Source organism: Streptomyces marianii, assembly GCF_005795905.1.
GTDB classification, from domain to species: Bacteria; Actinomycetota; Actinomycetes; order Streptomycetales; family Streptomycetaceae; genus Streptomyces; species Streptomyces marianii.
Genome location: NZ_VAWE01000001.1, coordinates 4,282,243 through 4,297,871, shown reverse-complemented (window position 1 = coordinate 4,297,871; position 15,629 = coordinate 4,282,243). Strand labels below are relative to the sequence as shown.

General features: G+C 71.8%; 15 protein-coding genes and 1 tRNA gene. 9 read left to right on the top strand and 7 right to left on the bottom strand.

The features are described 5' to 3' along the window. Positions 1–42: 42 nt before the first annotated feature. Positions 43–486, bottom strand: a complete 444-nt coding sequence (locus FEF34_RS19235; protein ID WP_138054268.1) for an ATP-binding protein — start codon at positions 484–486, stop codon at positions 43–45. A 214-nt stretch (positions 487–700) separates the two neighbouring features. Between FEF34_RS19235 and FEF34_RS19230 the strand changes: the two genes are divergently transcribed. The 9 genes from FEF34_RS19230 (at position 701) to FEF34_RS19190 (ending at position 10,699) form a co-directional block, all read left to right on the top strand. Then, positions 701–1,546 carry a hypothetical protein gene (locus FEF34_RS19230; RefSeq protein WP_138054267.1) on the top strand — a complete coding sequence of 282 codons (846 nt, stop codon included), beginning with the start codon at positions 701–703 and terminating at the stop codon, positions 1,544–1,546. A gap of 120 nt (positions 1,547–1,666) precedes the next feature. Continuing rightward, a complete protein-coding gene (locus tag FEF34_RS19225) occupies positions 1,667–2,413 on the top strand; it encodes a YcnI family copper-binding membrane protein (RefSeq protein WP_138054266.1) in 747 nt (248 codons plus the stop codon). A gap of 36 nt (positions 2,414–2,449) precedes the next feature. Then, complete coding sequence (locus FEF34_RS19220; RefSeq protein ID WP_138054265.1) at positions 2,450–3,112, top strand: SCO family protein; 663 nt, start codon at positions 2,450–2,452, stop codon at positions 3,110–3,112. Next, complete coding sequence (locus tag FEF34_RS19215) at positions 3,109–3,558, top strand: copper chaperone PCu(A)C (protein ID WP_138054264.1); 450 nt, start codon at positions 3,109–3,111, stop codon at positions 3,556–3,558. The genes FEF34_RS19220 and FEF34_RS19215 overlap by 4 nt, the downstream gene beginning before the upstream one ends. A 46-nt stretch (positions 3,559–3,604) precedes the next feature. Then, positions 3,605–5,764 (top strand): copper resistance CopC/CopD family protein, encoded by a 2,160-nt coding sequence (locus FEF34_RS19210; protein ID WP_138054263.1) that lies wholly within the window; start codon positions 3,605–3,607, stop codon positions 5,762–5,764. A 51-nt stretch (positions 5,765–5,815) separates the two neighbouring features. After that, positions 5,816–7,066, top strand: coding sequence for an iron uptake transporter deferrochelatase/peroxidase subunit (gene efeB / locus FEF34_RS19205; RefSeq protein WP_138054262.1), 1,251 nt, complete (start codon positions 5,816–5,818; stop codon positions 7,064–7,066). Between the two features lie 40 nt (positions 7,067–7,106). After that, a complete protein-coding gene (gene pheA / locus FEF34_RS19200) occupies positions 7,107–8,048 on the top strand; it encodes a prephenate dehydratase (RefSeq protein WP_138054261.1) in 942 nt (313 codons plus the stop codon). Positions 8,049–8,621: 573 nt separating this feature from the next. Next, positions 8,622–9,899, top strand: a complete 1,278-nt coding sequence (gene serS, locus FEF34_RS19195) for a serine--tRNA ligase (RefSeq protein WP_138054260.1) — start codon at positions 8,622–8,624, stop codon at positions 9,897–9,899. Beyond that, positions 9,896–10,699, top strand: a complete 804-nt coding sequence (locus FEF34_RS19190) for an HAD family hydrolase (protein ID WP_138054259.1) — start codon at positions 9,896–9,898, stop codon at positions 10,697–10,699. The genes serS and FEF34_RS19190 overlap by 4 nt, the downstream gene beginning before the upstream one ends. 273 nt (positions 10,700–10,972) lie before the next feature. Here the strand turns inward: FEF34_RS19190 and FEF34_RS19185 are convergent. The 6 genes from FEF34_RS19185 to FEF34_RS19160 all read right to left on the bottom strand — a co-directional run bounded on the left by FEF34_RS19185 (position 10,973) and on the right by FEF34_RS19160 (position 15,405). After that, a tRNA-Ser gene (locus FEF34_RS19185) sits at positions 10,973–11,061 on the bottom strand. A 264-nt stretch (positions 11,062–11,325) separates the two neighbouring features. Further along, entirely contained in the window at positions 11,326–11,778 is a 453-nt protein-coding gene (locus tag FEF34_RS44485; RefSeq protein WP_456114600.1) for an SGM_3592 family protein, read from the bottom strand. 105 nt (positions 11,779–11,883) lie between these two features. Next, positions 11,884–12,603, bottom strand: a complete 720-nt coding sequence (locus FEF34_RS19175) for an ABC transporter permease (RefSeq protein ID WP_138054258.1) — start codon at positions 12,601–12,603, stop codon at positions 11,884–11,886. Between the two features lie 14 nt (positions 12,604–12,617). Beyond that, positions 12,618–13,529, bottom strand: a complete 912-nt coding sequence (locus FEF34_RS19170; RefSeq protein WP_138054257.1) for an ABC transporter ATP-binding protein — start codon at positions 13,527–13,529, stop codon at positions 12,618–12,620. A gap of 2 nt (positions 13,530–13,531) precedes the next feature. After that, complete coding sequence (locus FEF34_RS19165) at positions 13,532–14,443, bottom strand: ABC transporter permease (protein ID WP_138054256.1); 912 nt, start codon at positions 14,441–14,443, stop codon at positions 13,532–13,534. Continuing rightward, positions 14,440–15,405, bottom strand: coding sequence for an ABC transporter ATP-binding protein (locus tag FEF34_RS19160; RefSeq protein WP_138057585.1), 966 nt, complete (start codon positions 15,403–15,405; stop codon positions 14,440–14,442). Before FEF34_RS19160 ends, FEF34_RS19165 begins: the two co-directional genes overlap by 4 nt. Between the last annotated feature and the right edge of the window lie 224 nt (positions 15,406–15,629).

Below are 15,629 nucleotides of genomic sequence, written 5' to 3'. Positions count from 1 at the left end.
CGTACGGACGGACCGGCCGCCACACCGGGACGGCGCCTTCGCTCAGACCGCTCCGAGCAGGGCGCCGTCCCGCCATTTCAGCACCTTGTCGAAGCTCACCACCGCGCCCCGGCCGGGCCGGTTCCGCAGATGGACGTGGTCGGCGAGCTGCTCGATGAGGCAGAGGCCGCGGCCGCTCTCCGCGGCGGGCCCCGCGCCGGTGAGATGGGCGCAGTCCGGGAACCCCGGCCCTCCGTCCGCCACTTCGATACGGCACTTCTCGCCGTCCAGATACGCCGTCACGCGGTATCCGTCCGCCGCCGATCCGGGAGCGCCGAAGCCACCGTGCTCGACGGCGTTCGCGCACGCCTCGCTCAGCGCGACGGAGAGATCGAAGGAGATGTCGGGATCGACGCCCGCGGTCTCCATGGCACCGAGCAGAAGACGTCGAGCGAGCGGCACGCTCGCAGCCTCGCGCCGCAAATGGAGAGACCACCAGATGCTCATGCTCCAGCCTCCTGGCTGCGGCTCGACATACGGTTACGTATTGCCGCGTCATCACGCTCGTAAGCGTGGAGTTGACGCGATTGCCCTCATTCGGCGGATGCGTCGATCGGCCATGCCGGTGTATGCCCACGCCAGGTGGGCGAGTGGGTCTCAAACGTGATCTTCCGGACCTGCCGCACGGCTCCGGAAGGCGCAGTGCGATGATGTCCCGGCCATGTCTGCCCACCTGCCGGTCGCACCCGGCGACGCGCCGGCCGCGGCCGGACCGCGGCTGCTGAGGGCCGCGGTGTTCGCCGCGGTCTGCCTCGTGCTGTCCGCGCTGGGGCATGTCCTGGCAGCCTGCGCGACCGTCCCCTGGTGGACGCTCCTCGCCGGTTTCCTGGCGGTGTTCGCGGTGGTGGTGCCGTTCGCCGGCCGCGCGCGCTCGCTCCCCGCGGTCGTCGGCGCCCTGGCGCTCGGGCAGCTCGGCCTGCACACCCTCTTCGGACTGGGCCAGCGCCCGCTCACCGTGTCACCGAGCGCCGACGACGCCCTGATCCGGATGGCGGCCAGACTCGTGTGCGGGGCCGGCGGCAACGCGCTCAGCCCGGCCGACGCCCACCGGATCGTCGCCGGCGCGGGCATCGACCCGGCAGCCGCGGCGCGGGCCGCCCACGCCGGGCACGCCGCCGCCGGGCCGAACGCCGCACTCGAGTCCACCGGGCTGCTGCCGAGCCTGCCCATGGTCCTCGGCCATCTGCTCGCGGCGCTCGTCACCGGCTGGCTGCTGCGCCGCGGCGACCTCGCACTGTTCCGGCTGGCCGAGCTCTCCGCGCAGGGTGCCCAGGGCGCCGGCGAGGTGATGGCCGAAGGCGCGCTCGTGCGTGCCCTGCGGGCCGCGCTCGTCCTCGTGTGCGAGCTGCTCGCCGGTCTGCCGGCGGCACCGGACGCCCGTCCCGGACCCGTCGGGGCGGACCCCGGCGGCTCCGCTCCGCCCGTGGCGGCCGCTCTCCAGCACATCGTGATCAGGCGCGGCCCTCCCGCGCACCGCGTCCCCGCAGTCTGCGTTCTCGCAGCCTGAACGCGGCGCCACCCGGCGACGTACCCCGAAACGGGTGTCCCTGGTGATCGGTGCCGCGGCGCTCCCGCGCACCCGCGCGCGGACCGATCACCTTCCCTGCTCACGTGGAGTTTCCCTGCCATGAACAAGGTCTCTCGCCTCGCCGTCGCAGGCGGCGTCGCCGCCTCCTCCGTACTGCTGCTCTGCGGCCCCGCCCTCGCGCACGTCAGCGTGCAGCCGCAGGGCGAGGCCGCGAAGGGCGGTTACGCCACGGTCAACTTCAAGGTCCCGAACGAGCGCGACAACGCCTCGACGGTGAAGCTCGAGGTCACCGTCCCCGCCGATCACCCGCTGTCGTCCGTGATGCCGCAGCCCGTCCCGGGCTGGAAGGCCGAGGTCACGAAGACCAAGCTGGCCAAGCCGCTGAGCGTGCACGGCAAGCAGATCACCGAGGCCGTCTCGAAGATCACCTGGACCGCGGCCGGCGGCAAGATCGGCCCCGGTGAGTTCCAGCAGTTCCCGGTGTCCCTCGGCCGGTTGCCGGAGGACGCCGACGAGCTCGTCTTCAAGGCGCTCCAGACGTACGACAACAAGGAGGTCGTGCGCTGGATCGAGGAGCCGCAGGAGGACGCGGCCGAGCCGGAGCACCCCGCGCCCGTGCTCGCCCTCTCCGCGGCGACCGGTGACCACCACGGCGGCGGCGCGGACGGCAAGAACGCGGCGGACGGCAAGAACGCCGCCCACGCCGCGGACCACGCGGACGGCGAGGACGGGACCACGGCGAGCTCCACGGACACCACGGCGCGGGTCCTCGCCGTCGTCGGCATCCTCGTGGGTGCCGGTGGCGTGGCCTTCGGCGTGCTGGCCGGCCGCCGTCGCACCGCCTGACCGACGTCACATCCTCCACTTCCGGGACATCTCTCCATGCGCAACAAGATCGTGACGGCCGCCGCCCTGGCGGTGGCGGCCGTACTCTCCCTCTCCGCCTGCGGCCCCGACGGGGGGTCGGACAACGCGGACGGCTCCGTCGCCGAGGTCTCCGCCCAGCCCGGGGACAAGGCCGCGACCGTCCTCGACCGGCCCTTCGAGAAGCCGGACCTCGTCCTCACCGACACCACGGGCAAGCCGTACGACCTCCGCGAGCGGACCAAGGGCAAGCCGACCCTGATCTACTTCGGCTACACCCACTGCCCCGACGTCTGCCCGCTGACGATGAGCAACATCGCCGTCGCCATGAAGCAACTGCCCGAGGCCGACCGGGACAGGCTCCAGGTCGTCTTCGTCACCACCGACCCCGAGCGGGACACCGCGGCCGAACTGGCCAAGTGGCTCCCCGCCGCGGGCGACCCCTCCTTCGTCGGACTCACCGGCGACTTCCCGACCATCCAGGCCGGGGCGCGCCAGCTGGGCATCGGTGTCGAGCCCTCCACAAAGGACAAGAACGGCAAGGTCGTGTCCATGCACGGGACGCAGGTCGTGGCGTTCTCCCCGAAGACCGACCGGGGCTACGTCCTGTACGGAGAGGACACCACCCCCGAGGACTTCGCCAAGGACCTCCCCAAGCTCGTCGAGGGGGAGAACCCGTGACCCGCCGAACGGTGACCGCCCTCGCCGCGGCACTGGCCCTCTCCGCCGGTCCGGTGCTGGCGGGCTGTTCCTCGTCCGCACCCGAGCTGACGGTCGACGGTGCGTTCATGCCACAGCCCGTCGGCGACATGGCGGGCGGCTTCCTCACCGTCACCAACAGCGGTGGCACCGCGGACAGGCTGACGTCCGTCACCAGCAGCCTCTCGGACGACGTCCAGATACACGAGACGAAGGACCGCAGGATGCGGCAGGTGACGTCGCTCGACGTACCCCCCAACGGGGAGCTGCGGCTGGAACGCGGTGGCGACCACCTCATGTTCATGGGCATCAAGAAGCAGCCGCAGCAGGGCGACACGATCGACGTCGAGCTGCACTTCGAGAAGTCGGAACCGATCAGGGTCGAGCTCCCCGTCGAGGAGCGGACCCACAACCCGAAGCAGCACTGAGCCCCGTGCAGAGGCTCTCGGCCATTCGAGGGACTGACGACACACGATGACCACCACCGCCCCGCGCCTCGGCACGGCGACTCTCCTGCGGCTGCTGCTGATCACCGCGGCGCTGCTCGGCACCGTGCTCACCGGCACGGCGAACGCGCACGCCGCCCTGACGGGGAGCGACCCGAAGGACGGGGCGGTGCTGGCCGTCGCCCCCGAGGACGTCACGCTCACCTTCTCCGAGCAGGTCGCCCTGGGGAACGACTCGATCCGCGTCCTCGACCCCAAGAGCAAACGCATCGACACCGGCGAGGTGAGGAACCTCGGCACAGCGGACGTCGTCAGGTACGGGGTGGCGCTGCGCTCCGGCCTGCCGGACGGCACGTACACGGTCGCCTGGCAGGCCGTCTCCGCCGACAGCCACCCGATCGCCGGCGCGTTCACCTTCTCGGTCGGGGCGCCCTCGAAGACCGCCGTCGAACTGCCGAAGCAGGAGGCGGGCGGCGGGCTCGTCGGCACGCTCTACGGCATCGCCCGGTACGCGGCGTACACCGGTTTCACCGTCCTGGTCGGCGGTGCCGCGTTCGTGCTGGCGTGCTGGCCGCGTGGGGCGGTCGTCCGGCCGGTGCAGCGGCTCGTGGTGGGCGGCTGGGTGACGCTCACCGCCGCCACCCTCGCGATGCTGATGCTGCGCAATCCCTACGCCGGCTCCGGCGAACTCGGCGACGCCTTCGACCTCGCCGGGCTGCAGGCCGTCCTCACGACCAAGACCGGGACGGCGCTCGTCTCACGGCTGCTGCTGCTCGGCGCGGCGGCGCTGTTCATCGCGGTGCTGTTCGGGGCTTACCCGAAGCGAGCCACCGGACCGGAGGGCACCGCGGATCCCACCGTGCCCAGCCCGGCCCATCCGGAGGGCACCGCGGATCCCACCGTGCGCAGCCCGGCCCATCCGGAGGGCACCGCGGATCCCACCGTGCGCAGCCCGGCCCATCCGGAGGGCACCGCGGATCCCACCGTGCGCAGCCCGGCCCATCCGGAGAGCACCGCGGACCTGGGCGCGGACGCCGCCGGGGGCCACCCGGAAGCGGCCCGGGAACGGGCCGGGGAGAACCAGGATCTCACCTTCGGTCTGGCCGTCGGCGGCACGGTCGTCGCGGCCGGGATCGCCGCCACCTGGGCACTGTCCGAGCACGCCTCGGCCGGTGTCCAGGCCGGTCTCGCGATGCCCGTCGACGTGCTGCACCTGCTGGCCGTCGCCGTATGGCTCGGCGGCCTGGCCACCCTGCTCGTGGCGCTCCACCGGGCGCCCTCCATCGAGCGGCCGGCCGTCCTCCGCTTCTCCCGGGTGGCGTTCTGGTCCGTCCTCGTGCTCGCCGCGACCGGGCTCTACCAGTCCTGGCGGCAGGTCGGCTCGTGGTCGGCCCTGACCGGCACCTCGTACGGGCGGCTGCTGCTGGTCAAGGTCGGGCTGGTCGCGGTGCTGGTCGGGATCGCCTGGATCTCGCGGCGCTGGACGGCCCGGCTGTCGGAACGTACGCCGACGGACGGGAACGGGGAGGCGGACACGGGCACGGGCGGGGACACGGGCGCCTCCACCGAGGACGACGGTGGGGCCCGTGCCGCCGAAGCGGCGCCCGACGACCCCGTGCGCGCCGCCCAACTCGCCCGGCAGGACGCCGCCGTGGCCGCGGCCGCCCGCAAGCGCCTCAGGGACGCCGACCCTGAGCGCTCCGGACTGCGCCGCTCCGTCCTCGCGGAGGCCGGCGTCGCCGTCGTCGTGCTCGCCGTGACGACGGTCCTGACGTCCACCGAACCCGGCCGTACGGAGGAGCAGGCGGCGCGGGCGGGCGGCGGAAACTCCGAGGCCGCGCCGTCCAAGCCCGTCGACGTCACCCTGCCCTTCGACACCGGCGGCGCGAACGGCAGGGGCACGGCTCGGCTGACCGTCAGCCCTGGCCGCTCGGGCGCCAACGAACTGCGTCTGTGGACCAAGGGCCCGGGTGGGCAGTCCCTGGACGCGCCCGAGGTCAAGGTCTCCTTCACCCTGACCGCGGAGAAGATCGGTCCGCTCCCGCTGGTCCCGGAACGCGTCGCGGCCGGCCGGTGGAGTGCGAGCAACATCCAGATCCCGCTGCCGGGCGAATGGCAGGTCCGGATCACCGTACGGACGTCCGACATCGACCAGACGACCGTCGAGAAGAACGTGAGGATCGGCTGACGTGGTCGGCCGACGAGGCACAGCGGGAACAGTGGGAACAGTGGGCAAGGCATGAGCGACAACGAGATCTCGCGGCGCAGGCTGCTCGGAACGGTCGGTGCCGCCGGAGCGACCGGACTGGCCCTCGGCGCGGCGGGCGGCGCCGCCGGGTACGCGGCGGCCGCCGCGGACCCCGCGACCGCCCTGGCGACCGTCGGCTCCACCGGCGAGCCGTTCCACGGCGAGCACCAGGCGGGCATCACCACGCCGATGCAGTCCCACGGCCATCTCGTTGCCTTCGACCTGGCGCCGGGGGCGGGCCGGAAGGAGGCGGCCGCTCTGATGCGCCGCTGGTCGGCCACCGCCGCCCGGCTGGCGGCGGGCGAGCCCGCCGACGACGACACCGGCGTCGCCCTGGACGCGGGCCCGTCCTCCCTCACGGTCACCTTCGGCTTCGGCCGGACCTTCTTCGACCGCACGGGTCTGGCCGCGCGGCGCCCCGTCCAGCTCGACCCGCTGCCGGCGTTCTCCGGCGACCGGCTGGATCCGCGTCGTTCGGAGGGCGACCTCTGGGTGCAGATCGGCGCCAACGACGCACTGGTCGCCTTCCACGCGCTGCGCGCCGTCCAGAAGTCGGCGGGCGGCGCGGCGCGGACGCGCTGGCAGATGAACGGCTTCAACCGTTCGCCGGGCATCACGTCCCGGCCGATGACCAGCCGCAACCTCATGGGCCAGATCGACGGCACCCGCAACCCCAAGCCGTCCGATCCCGATTTCGACCGCAGGGTGTTCGTCCCGGTCCCCGGGTCCGGGTCGGGCTCGCCGGACCAGCCGGCCTGGATGGCGGGCGGCTCGTACGCGGTCGTCCGCCGGATCCGGATGCTGCTCGACGACTGGGAGAAGCTGAAACCGAAGGACCAGGAGCTGGTTATCGGCCGCCGCAAGTCCGACGGCGCCCCCCTGACCGGCGGCGGCGAGACGACCGAGCTCGATCTCGACCGGACCGGGCCGGACGGTTCCCCGGTCATTCCGGCCGACGCCCATGCCCGGATCTCCGCCCCGGAGCAGAACGCGGGGGCGGCGATGCTGCGCCGGCCGTTCTCGTACCACGACGGCATGGCGGCGGACGGCACTCCCGACGCGGGTCTGCTCTTCGTCTGCTGGCAGGCCGACCCCCTGCGGGGCTTCGTCCCGGTCCAGCGGAAGCTGGACCGCGGCGACGCGTTGTCCCCCTTCATCCGGCACGAGGCGAGCGGCCTCTTCGCCGTCCCGGGCGGCGCGGACGAGGGCGGGTACGTCGGCAGCCGGCTGCTGGAGTCGTGAGGCGCGCCGCAGGGGTCCGGGGCGCACTAGGGTGACGGGTATGTCCGCCACGCGCTACACGTACCTCGGCCCCGAGGGCACCTTCACCGAGGCCGCCCTGCGCACCCTCCCGGAGGCCGCCACCCGCGAACTCGTCCCGATGGTGTCCGTGCCGGCCGCCTTGGACGCCGTGCGCAACGGTGAGGCCGCTGCCGCGCTGGTGCCGATCGAGAACTCGGTGGAGGGCGGTGTCACCGCGACCGTCGACGAGCTGGCCTCCGGCGAGCCGCTGATGATCTACCGCGAGGTGCTGCTGCCGATCTCCTTCGCGCTGCTGGTGCGGCCGGGGACGAAGCTGTCGGACGTGAAGACGGTGACCGGCCACCCGGTGGCCCAGCCGCAGGTGCGGAACTGGCTGCGGTCCCACCTCCCGGACGCCGTGTGGGAGTCGGCGGCGTCGAACGCGGACGGTGCGCGGCTGGTGCAGGAGGGCCGCTTCGACGCGGCCTTCGCGGGTGAGTTCGCGGCTGCGACGTACGGGCTCGAGGCGCTGGTCACCGAGATCCACGACGCTCAGAACGCGGAGACTCGCTTCGTCCTGGTGGGCCGTCCGGCAAGGCCCGCGGCCCCGACCGGCGCGGACAAGACGTCGGTGGTCATCTGGCAGCGGGACGACCACCCTGGCGCCCTGCTGGAGCTCCTCCAGGAATTCGCGGTGCGCGGCGTCAACCTGATGCTGCTCCAGTCGCGGCCCACGGGCGCGGGCATCGGGAACTACTGCTTCGCGATCGACGCGGAAGGCCACATCTCGGACCGGCGGGTGGGGGAGGCGCTGATGGGTCTGAAGCGCATCTGCCCGAAGGTGCGGTTCCTCGGGTCCTATCCGCAGGCGGGAGTGGCGGCTCCGCGGCGTGGCAGGCGCACGCTGCGTCCCGGGACCTCGGACGCGGAGTTCGTGGACGCGGCGGAGTGGCTGGCGCGCTGTCAGGACGGCCGCGCTTAACCCGGGGTTCACCGCACCCCTGCGTCACCCGGTCCTCCTCGCCCCTCCCCGTTACCCACAGAGTTATCCACAGGGCGGCTTCTCGATCTGGGGACAAGTCGACAACACAATCCGACACAGTCGACAAATCATCTCACTCACCCCGGCTACTTCCACAGCACACATCGAATGCCCATGTCAGCCCAATTCCTTTGATCAACTCTTTGGGGCGAAGAAGTGCGGGGAATTCCCACTCGAACGAGTGCGTGAGCCATGCTCGGAGACGCAATCCCCGGACCTTCTGCCGACTTTCGGAATGATCAATTCCGCAATCCACAGCCCCCTCCCACAGCCTGTGGATAACTCACGCGCCCCCTCCCTCCCCTGTGGACAACGGCCCGGGGTTCCACGGTCCGCAGCGGACAACCGTCGGGACGGAGCGGCATTCACCCCTTTTCGGCAGCCGGCGCCGAGGCGCCCGCGGACCATGCGCGGGATTCACCGACCCTTTCCTCAATTCCGGCAATTCGGTCAAACTGACACGCAACCAATATCAACTGGGGTGCCGGGAGCACACACCGGTAGCCTGGTGGGGTGATTGACCTTCGCCTGCTCCGTGAGGACCCCGACCGTGTTCGCGCCTCCCAGCGCGCCCGTGGAGAGGACGTCGAACTCGTCGACGCCCTGCTCTCCGCCGACGAGCGGCGCAGGTCGTCCGGCGTCCGCTTCGACGAACTCCGCTCCGAGCAGAAGTCGCTCGGCAAGCTCATCCCCAAGGCGTCCCCGGACGAGCGCGCCGAGCTGCTGAAGAAGGCCGAGCAGCTCAAGTCCGACGTCAAGGCCGCCGAGGCGGAGCAGAACGAGGCCGAGGAAGAGGCCCGCCGACTGCTGCTCGGGCTGGGCAACCTGGTCCACCCGGACGTCCCGGTCGGCGGCGAGGAGGACTTCGTGGTCCTGGAGACGCACGGCACCGTCCGCGACTTCGGCGCCGAGGGCTTCCAGCCCAAGGACCACCTGGAGCTCGGCGAGGCGCTGGGAGCCATCGACGTCGAGCGCGGCGCGAAGGTGTCCGGCTCCCGCTTCTACTACCTGACGGGCGTCGGTGCCCTGCTGGAGCTCGCCCTCGTCAACGCCGCCATGGCGCAGGCCACCGAGGCGGGCTTCACGCCGATGCTGACCCCGGCGCTGGTCCGCCCGCGTGCCATGGAGGGCACGGGCTTCCTCGGCCAGGCCTCGGAGAACGTCTACCACCTCGAGAAGGACGACTTCTATCTCGTCGGCACGTCCGAGGTCCCGCTCGCGGCGTACCACATGGACGAGATCCTCGACGCCGACAAGCTGCCCCTGCGGTACGCGGGCTTCTCGCCCTGCTTCCGCCGGGAGGCCGGCACCTACGGCAAGGACACCCGCGGCATCTTCCGCGTCCACCAGTTCGACAAGGTCGAGATGTTCTCCTACGTCCACCCGGACGACGCCGAGAACGAGCACAAGCGGCTCCTGGAGTGGGAGAAGCAGTGGCTGACCGGCCTGGAGCTGCCGTTCCAGGTGATCGACGTGGCCACCGGCGACCTGGGGGCCTCGGCTTCCCGCAAGTACGACTGCGAGGCGTGGATCCCGACCCAGGGGAAGTACCGCGAACTCACCTCGGCGTCGAACTGCGACGGTTTCCAGGCCCGCCGGCTGTCGGTCCGCATGCGCGACGGCAAGCAGGTCAAGCCGCTCGCGACGCTGAACGGCACGCTGTGCGCCGTGCCGCGCACGATCGTCGCGATCCTGGAGAACCACCAGCTGGCCGACGGCTCGGTGCGGGTGCCGGAGGTCCTGCGGCCCTACCTCGGCGGCCGTGAGGTCCTGGAACCGGTCGCCAAGTGAGCTTTCCGTACCGCCTGATCGCCACGGATCTCGACGGGACCCTGCTGCGCTCCGACGAGAGCGTCTCGCAGCGCACGCGCGACGCGCTCGCCGCCGCCACGGCGGCGGGCGCCGCCCACATCGTCGTCACCGGACGGGCCGTCCCCTGGACCCGGCACATCCTCGAGGACCTGGGCTACCAGGGCCTCGCGGTCTGCGGACAGGGCGCACAGGTGTACCACGCGGGTGAGGACAAGCTGCTCACCTCGGTGACGCTGGACCGCCGGCTGGCCGGCCTCGCCCTCGCCAAGCTGGAGGCGGAGGTCGGTCCGCTCGCCCTGGCGGCGAGCCGCGACGGCCTGGACGGGAAGGTGGTCGTCAGCCCCGGCTACCGGTTCCAGGAGGGTCCGCTCCCGGTCGTGGTCTTCGACGACCCGGCCGAGCTGTTGGCGGCTCCGCTGAACAAGCTCTACATCCAGCATCCGGCCCTCGACGACGACGAGCTGACCCGCGTCGCGCGCTCGACGGTCGGCGGTCTGGTGGACGTGGTGATGGCCGGCGAGGACATCGTCGAGATCCTCCCCCTCGGCCTGAGCAAGGCCACCGGCCTGTCGCTGGCCGCCCGCCGGCTGGGCGTGAAGTCCACCCAGACGATCGCCTTCGGCGACATGCCCAACGACATCCCCATGTTCGGCTGGGCCGCGCACGGTGTCGCGATGGCCAACGCCCACGACGAACTGAAGGCCGTGGCACACGAGATCACGGCGTCGAACGAGCACGACGGCATCGCACAGGTGCTGGAGGAACTGCTGGGGCGTTAGGGCGCGTTCGAAAGTCCCGTCCGGCCGGGACGTCCGGCATGCACTCCCCCAATGGCCCTCCGGGCACGGGGGAGTGCCCCCACGCGGCGCTGTCGGTCGTCGGCGCAGCCCACTGCGCTCACGCCCCCGGGGCCGGCGTGCGGACCTCCCGTCCGATGCGGAGCTGCCGCTCGTTCCGGAACGTCCCCGGCGGGTCGGTCGTGTGCGGCGTCGGGCCGCCGGACCCATGGCCCGTCACGGGACTCCGGGTACGCGTCCGCAGACGCGTACCCATGGCGGAGGATGCGCGGATCGAACGCGCGCGGGGGTCGACCCCGACCACGGCTTAGCAAGCCGGTGCCTTACCACTCGGCCAATCCTCCGGGAGGGCGGCCCGCGCGGATGCGCGCTCGAAGCGGCCGCCCGGGCAGTCTTCCGGCGGCTCCACGGAGTCCGATGATTACTCCGAAGCCTGCCGTGCGCTGCCCTGCAGGGAGCTCGACGGACTCGTACTCTCGGTCATCGCCGCGCCCCTCCCCGGTCTCGGACATCGTGGCCCTGTTGTGCCCCCGCACATCCGGCGGCGGCATCGCCCACTGTGCCCGGTACGCACCCTCCGATGCCACCGAATATCCGTGCGGACCGTCTCAAGACCCGCGCCACCGGCGCCACCAGCGCCGGCCGCTGCGGCGCCGTGCCCGGGCCCGGCTCCAGAACCAGCCCGCAGGCGGCTCGTCCGAACGCCAGGGCTGCGGTTCGGGCGCGGAGCCGCGCCACCGGGCGGTGAGCATCCGCGCACGGGCCGACGGCTCGGAGGTCCCGGCGGCACGCACGAAGTCCTCGTCGAGAACCACCTCGTCCCAGGCGTCCCGCCGATCACCCGCGCCGGCGCCGGGACCTCCGCCGCCGGCACCACCCCGCGGACGACCGCCCGCGCCTCCGCCCACGGCGGCGGGGCCCGGCGGTCCGCCACCGGGGCCGCTGCGGGGCTCGCCGGACACCGGGTCCGGTCCCGGTCCGCGCTCCTCCTGGTCCGGTCCAGGTCCGCACTCACCCGGGTCCGGTCCCGGCTCCGGTCGGGGGGTCGGCTCCTCCGGCATGACGGTCTCCTCTCACCCACAGTGTCCCCGCCGCCCCGTCGGGTCCGTGTGAGGACGGGAACGCCCCGGGAGGAGGGCCCCCGGGGCGTCTCGCGCCATGCCTCGTTACTCCTCACCGGCCAGCGTCAGCGTCCTCAGCTTCTGCCCGGCGTATCCCGTCGCCAGTAGCGTGACCCCGACGAGCAGCACCGTCGCGAGCGGCAGGCCCACGTCGGAGGTGATCATCCCTTCCCCGCCGATCCGTTCGGCCAGGGCCAGCGACCACTGCTGCACGCTGAGCGTCCGTGCCCCGGGCACCAGGCTGCCGAAGAGCGTCTCCCACACCAGCGCGTAGACCAGACCGATCACGACCGCGTGCCGGCTGACCGTGCCGAGCAGCAGGAACAGCGCGGCGTAGGCGATCGACGCGACCAGCGCGGCGACCGTGTAGGCCACGGCGACCTGCTGTCCGTTGCCGTTGAGGATGTATCCCGCGACGAACGTGGGGACCGCGGAGAACACCATGGTCACGGCGATCGCCACGATCAGCTTGGTGACGATGATCGTCGGCCGCTTCACCGGCTTGGCCAGCAGATAGACGATCGAGCCGTCGTCGATCTCGGGCCCGATCGCCCCCGTTCCGGCGATCACGCCGATCAACGGCACCATCGTGGCGAGGGCGAATCCGCCCAGCACGTCGGCGGCGACCTGGTCGTCCACGCCGTTGAACGCCCGTACGGCTACGGCGATGAGCAGCAGCAGCGCCGGGAGGACGAAGAGGATCGCCGCGCGGCGGCGGCCGAGGAGGGCCCGGTAGGTGAGCCGGGCGACTGTCGGGTCGTACATGTCGTTGGCTCCTTTCAGGCCGCTACGAGGTAGGAGAAGACCGATTCGAGGGACTCGTCGGAGGGCGAGACCGTGAGCAGCCGGATGGAGTGCTCACGGGCCACCCTCGGCAGGAGCTCGGTGAAGCGTCCGAAGTCGACCGCCTGAATGCGCAACGCGCCTTCCTGGACGTCCACTTCGATTCCGGCGGTCGACGGGTCCGCGATCAGCGCGGCGGCGAGCGCCCGGTCGTCGCTGGACCGCACCAGATAGCGGTGCGGCCGGTCCGTCATCAGCCGGCGGATCCTGCGGAAGTCGCCGCTCGCCGCGTGCCGTCCCGCGACGATCACCTCGATGTGGGAGGCGAGCTGCTCGACCTCCTCCAGGATGTGGGAGGAGAACAGGACCGTGCGTCCCTCGCCCCCCATCCGCCGGAGCAGGTCCATGAGCTGCATGCGCTGGCGCGGGTCCATCCCGTTGAAGGGCTCGTCGAGGAGCAGCACGCTCGGCTCGTGCACCAGGGCGGACGCCATCTTGACCCGCTGGCGCATGCCCTTGCTGTACGTGGCGATCTTGCGGTCCTGCGCGGGCTCCATCTCCACCGTGGCCAGGGCGCGCTGGGCCTCCTTGGCACCGAGGCCGTGCAGTTCGGCGTTGGCGAGGACGAACTCCCGTCCGGTGAGGAAGTCGTACATCGCCTCCCGCTCGGGCACGACGCCGATCTGCCGGTAGACGGACTCGTTGCGCCAGATCGTTTCCCCGTCGAGGGTGACGGTGCCCGTCGAGGGGGCGAGGAAGCCGCCCATCATGTTGATGAGCGTGGACTTGCCGGCCCCGTTGGGGCCGAGGAGTCCGGTGACGCCGGGACCGATGGCCATGGTGACGTCGTTGACGGCCACCACGTTGCCGAACCAGCGCGAGGCGTGGTCGATGTGGACAGTGGTCATGATCAGAGCCCGACCTTTCGGTAGCGGCGCATCAGGACGCCGTACGAGCCGGCGATGAGCGCGAGGACGGCCAGCAGATAGACCACTCCGGTGCCCGTGCCGGGCCCCTGTCCGCCGGGGAAGGAGGAGGACGCACCGAGGAAGGCGGTCTGCACGCCGTCGATGAGGGTGACGGGCGAGAAGAGCCCGAGCCACTCCACCGCGCCTTCGGACCCGGTCTCGTAGGCGATGGCCTGGACCGTGGACACCGCCCCGTAGGTGATGGTGAGCGTGGCGATGACCGCCGCGACGCCGAAGCCGCGGCGCGGGGTGAGCGCGGCCATGACGAGGCCGAGACCGCCGAAGAGGAGCGAGAGGAGCGCCACGGAGACCAGTCCCTGTGCGAAGCCCTTCGTCTGGTCGGCGAAGTCCATCTTCGCCAGCAGCGAGCCGATGTAGAGGATCAGGAGGGGTGCGGCGGTGAGGACGAAGAGCGCCGAGGCCATCGCGCCGAACTTGGCCAGGACGTAGTCGACGCGTTCGATGGGCCGCGAGAAGTACAGCGGCACGGTCTTGAAACGCAGGTCCCGCGACACGGACTGCGGGGCCTGAGCGGCGAGGAAGAGGGCGATGACCGCCTGTGTGACGATCGCGTAGCGCGTGTAGTCGAGCGGCAGTTCCTTCATCTTGGTGGTCACCGCCACGGCGACCACGATCGCCGCGGGCACGCACATGACCGCGAAGAGGATCATCGGCAGCACCTTCGACCTTGCGGAGCGGCCGAGCCCGTACGCCCCGCGCAGCGACTGCGCGAAGAGCGATCGGCGGGCGTAGGCGCGGCCGAGCCGCGCTCCGTCGTAGTTGCGGTACCCGATGTTGTGGATACGGGTGGTCTCGTTGAGCGCCGTCCCCGTGCGGGTCGTCCCGTTGCTCATCGCGCCGGCACCTCCATGGGCTGGGCCGCCGCCTCGGGGCGGAAGACCTCCGCGATGTGGTGGCGGCGCTGTTCCATCCGTACGAGGCCGAGGCCGAGGGCGGCGACGGTGTCCCGGACGGTGTCGTAGGTCTCCTCGCCGGTGGCCTCCAGCAGGAGGATGTGGCCGGCGCCCGGCAGCCCGTCCTCGACCCCGGCGTGCAGGGTGACCCCGGCGGCCGACAGCGCCTCGCGCAGTGCCGCGGTCCCGTCGGGGTGGGTGTCGGAGTCCGTGACCTCGACCGCCAGGGTCGTCGTGATCTTGGTGAAGTCGCTGGTGGAGCTGGAGCGCAGCAGCCGGCCGCCGTCGACGACCACGACGTGGTCGCAGGTGCGCTCGAGCTCACCGAGGAGGTGCGAGGTGACCAGGACCGAAATGCCGAAGTCGGTGTGGACGCGGCGGATCAGGCCGAGCATCTCGTCCCGGCCGACCGGGTCGAGGCCGTTGGTCGGCTCGTCCAGCAGTACCAGCTGCGGGTCGTGGACCAGGGCCTGGGCGAGCTTCACACGCTGCTTCATGCCGGTCGAGTAGCCGCCGATGGGCCGGTAGCGCTCCTCGTAGAGGCCGACGTGGCGCAGGGTGTCCGCGGTGCGCTCGCGTGCCGCGGTCGGCGGGAGTCCGGACATGCGCGCCATGTGGACGACGAACTCGGTGGCCGAGACGTCCGGCGGCAGGCAGTCGTGTTCGGGCATGTAGCCGACGCGCTCACGGATGGCGGCGCCTGAGGTGGCGACGTCGAGGCCGAGTACCTCGGCGCGGCCCTCCGTGGCGGGGGACAGACCCAGCAGGATCTTGATCAGTGTGGACTTGCCGGCCCCGTTGGCGCCCACGAGTCCGGTCACGCCGGGCCCGATGTCCAGGGAGAGCCGGTCAAGCGCGGTCACCCGGGGGAACCGCTTGCTCAGGCTTTCGGTCACGATCACAGTCACGCTTCGACGGTAGTGGTGCACACCACACCAGGCGTCAGCCCTGGCGGCTGGTTCCGCATCCGACTCCAGGCGTACGGACCCGTAGGGGCCAGCGCCGGAGGAGGAGACGGCCGCGGTGCGCCGGCGGTCGTCCACAGGCGTCCGCAGGCCCCTTGACGCAGCCGTGGGACATTGTCACAGTCATCAGTGTCACGTTACGAGCACGTACCGCACAGGCA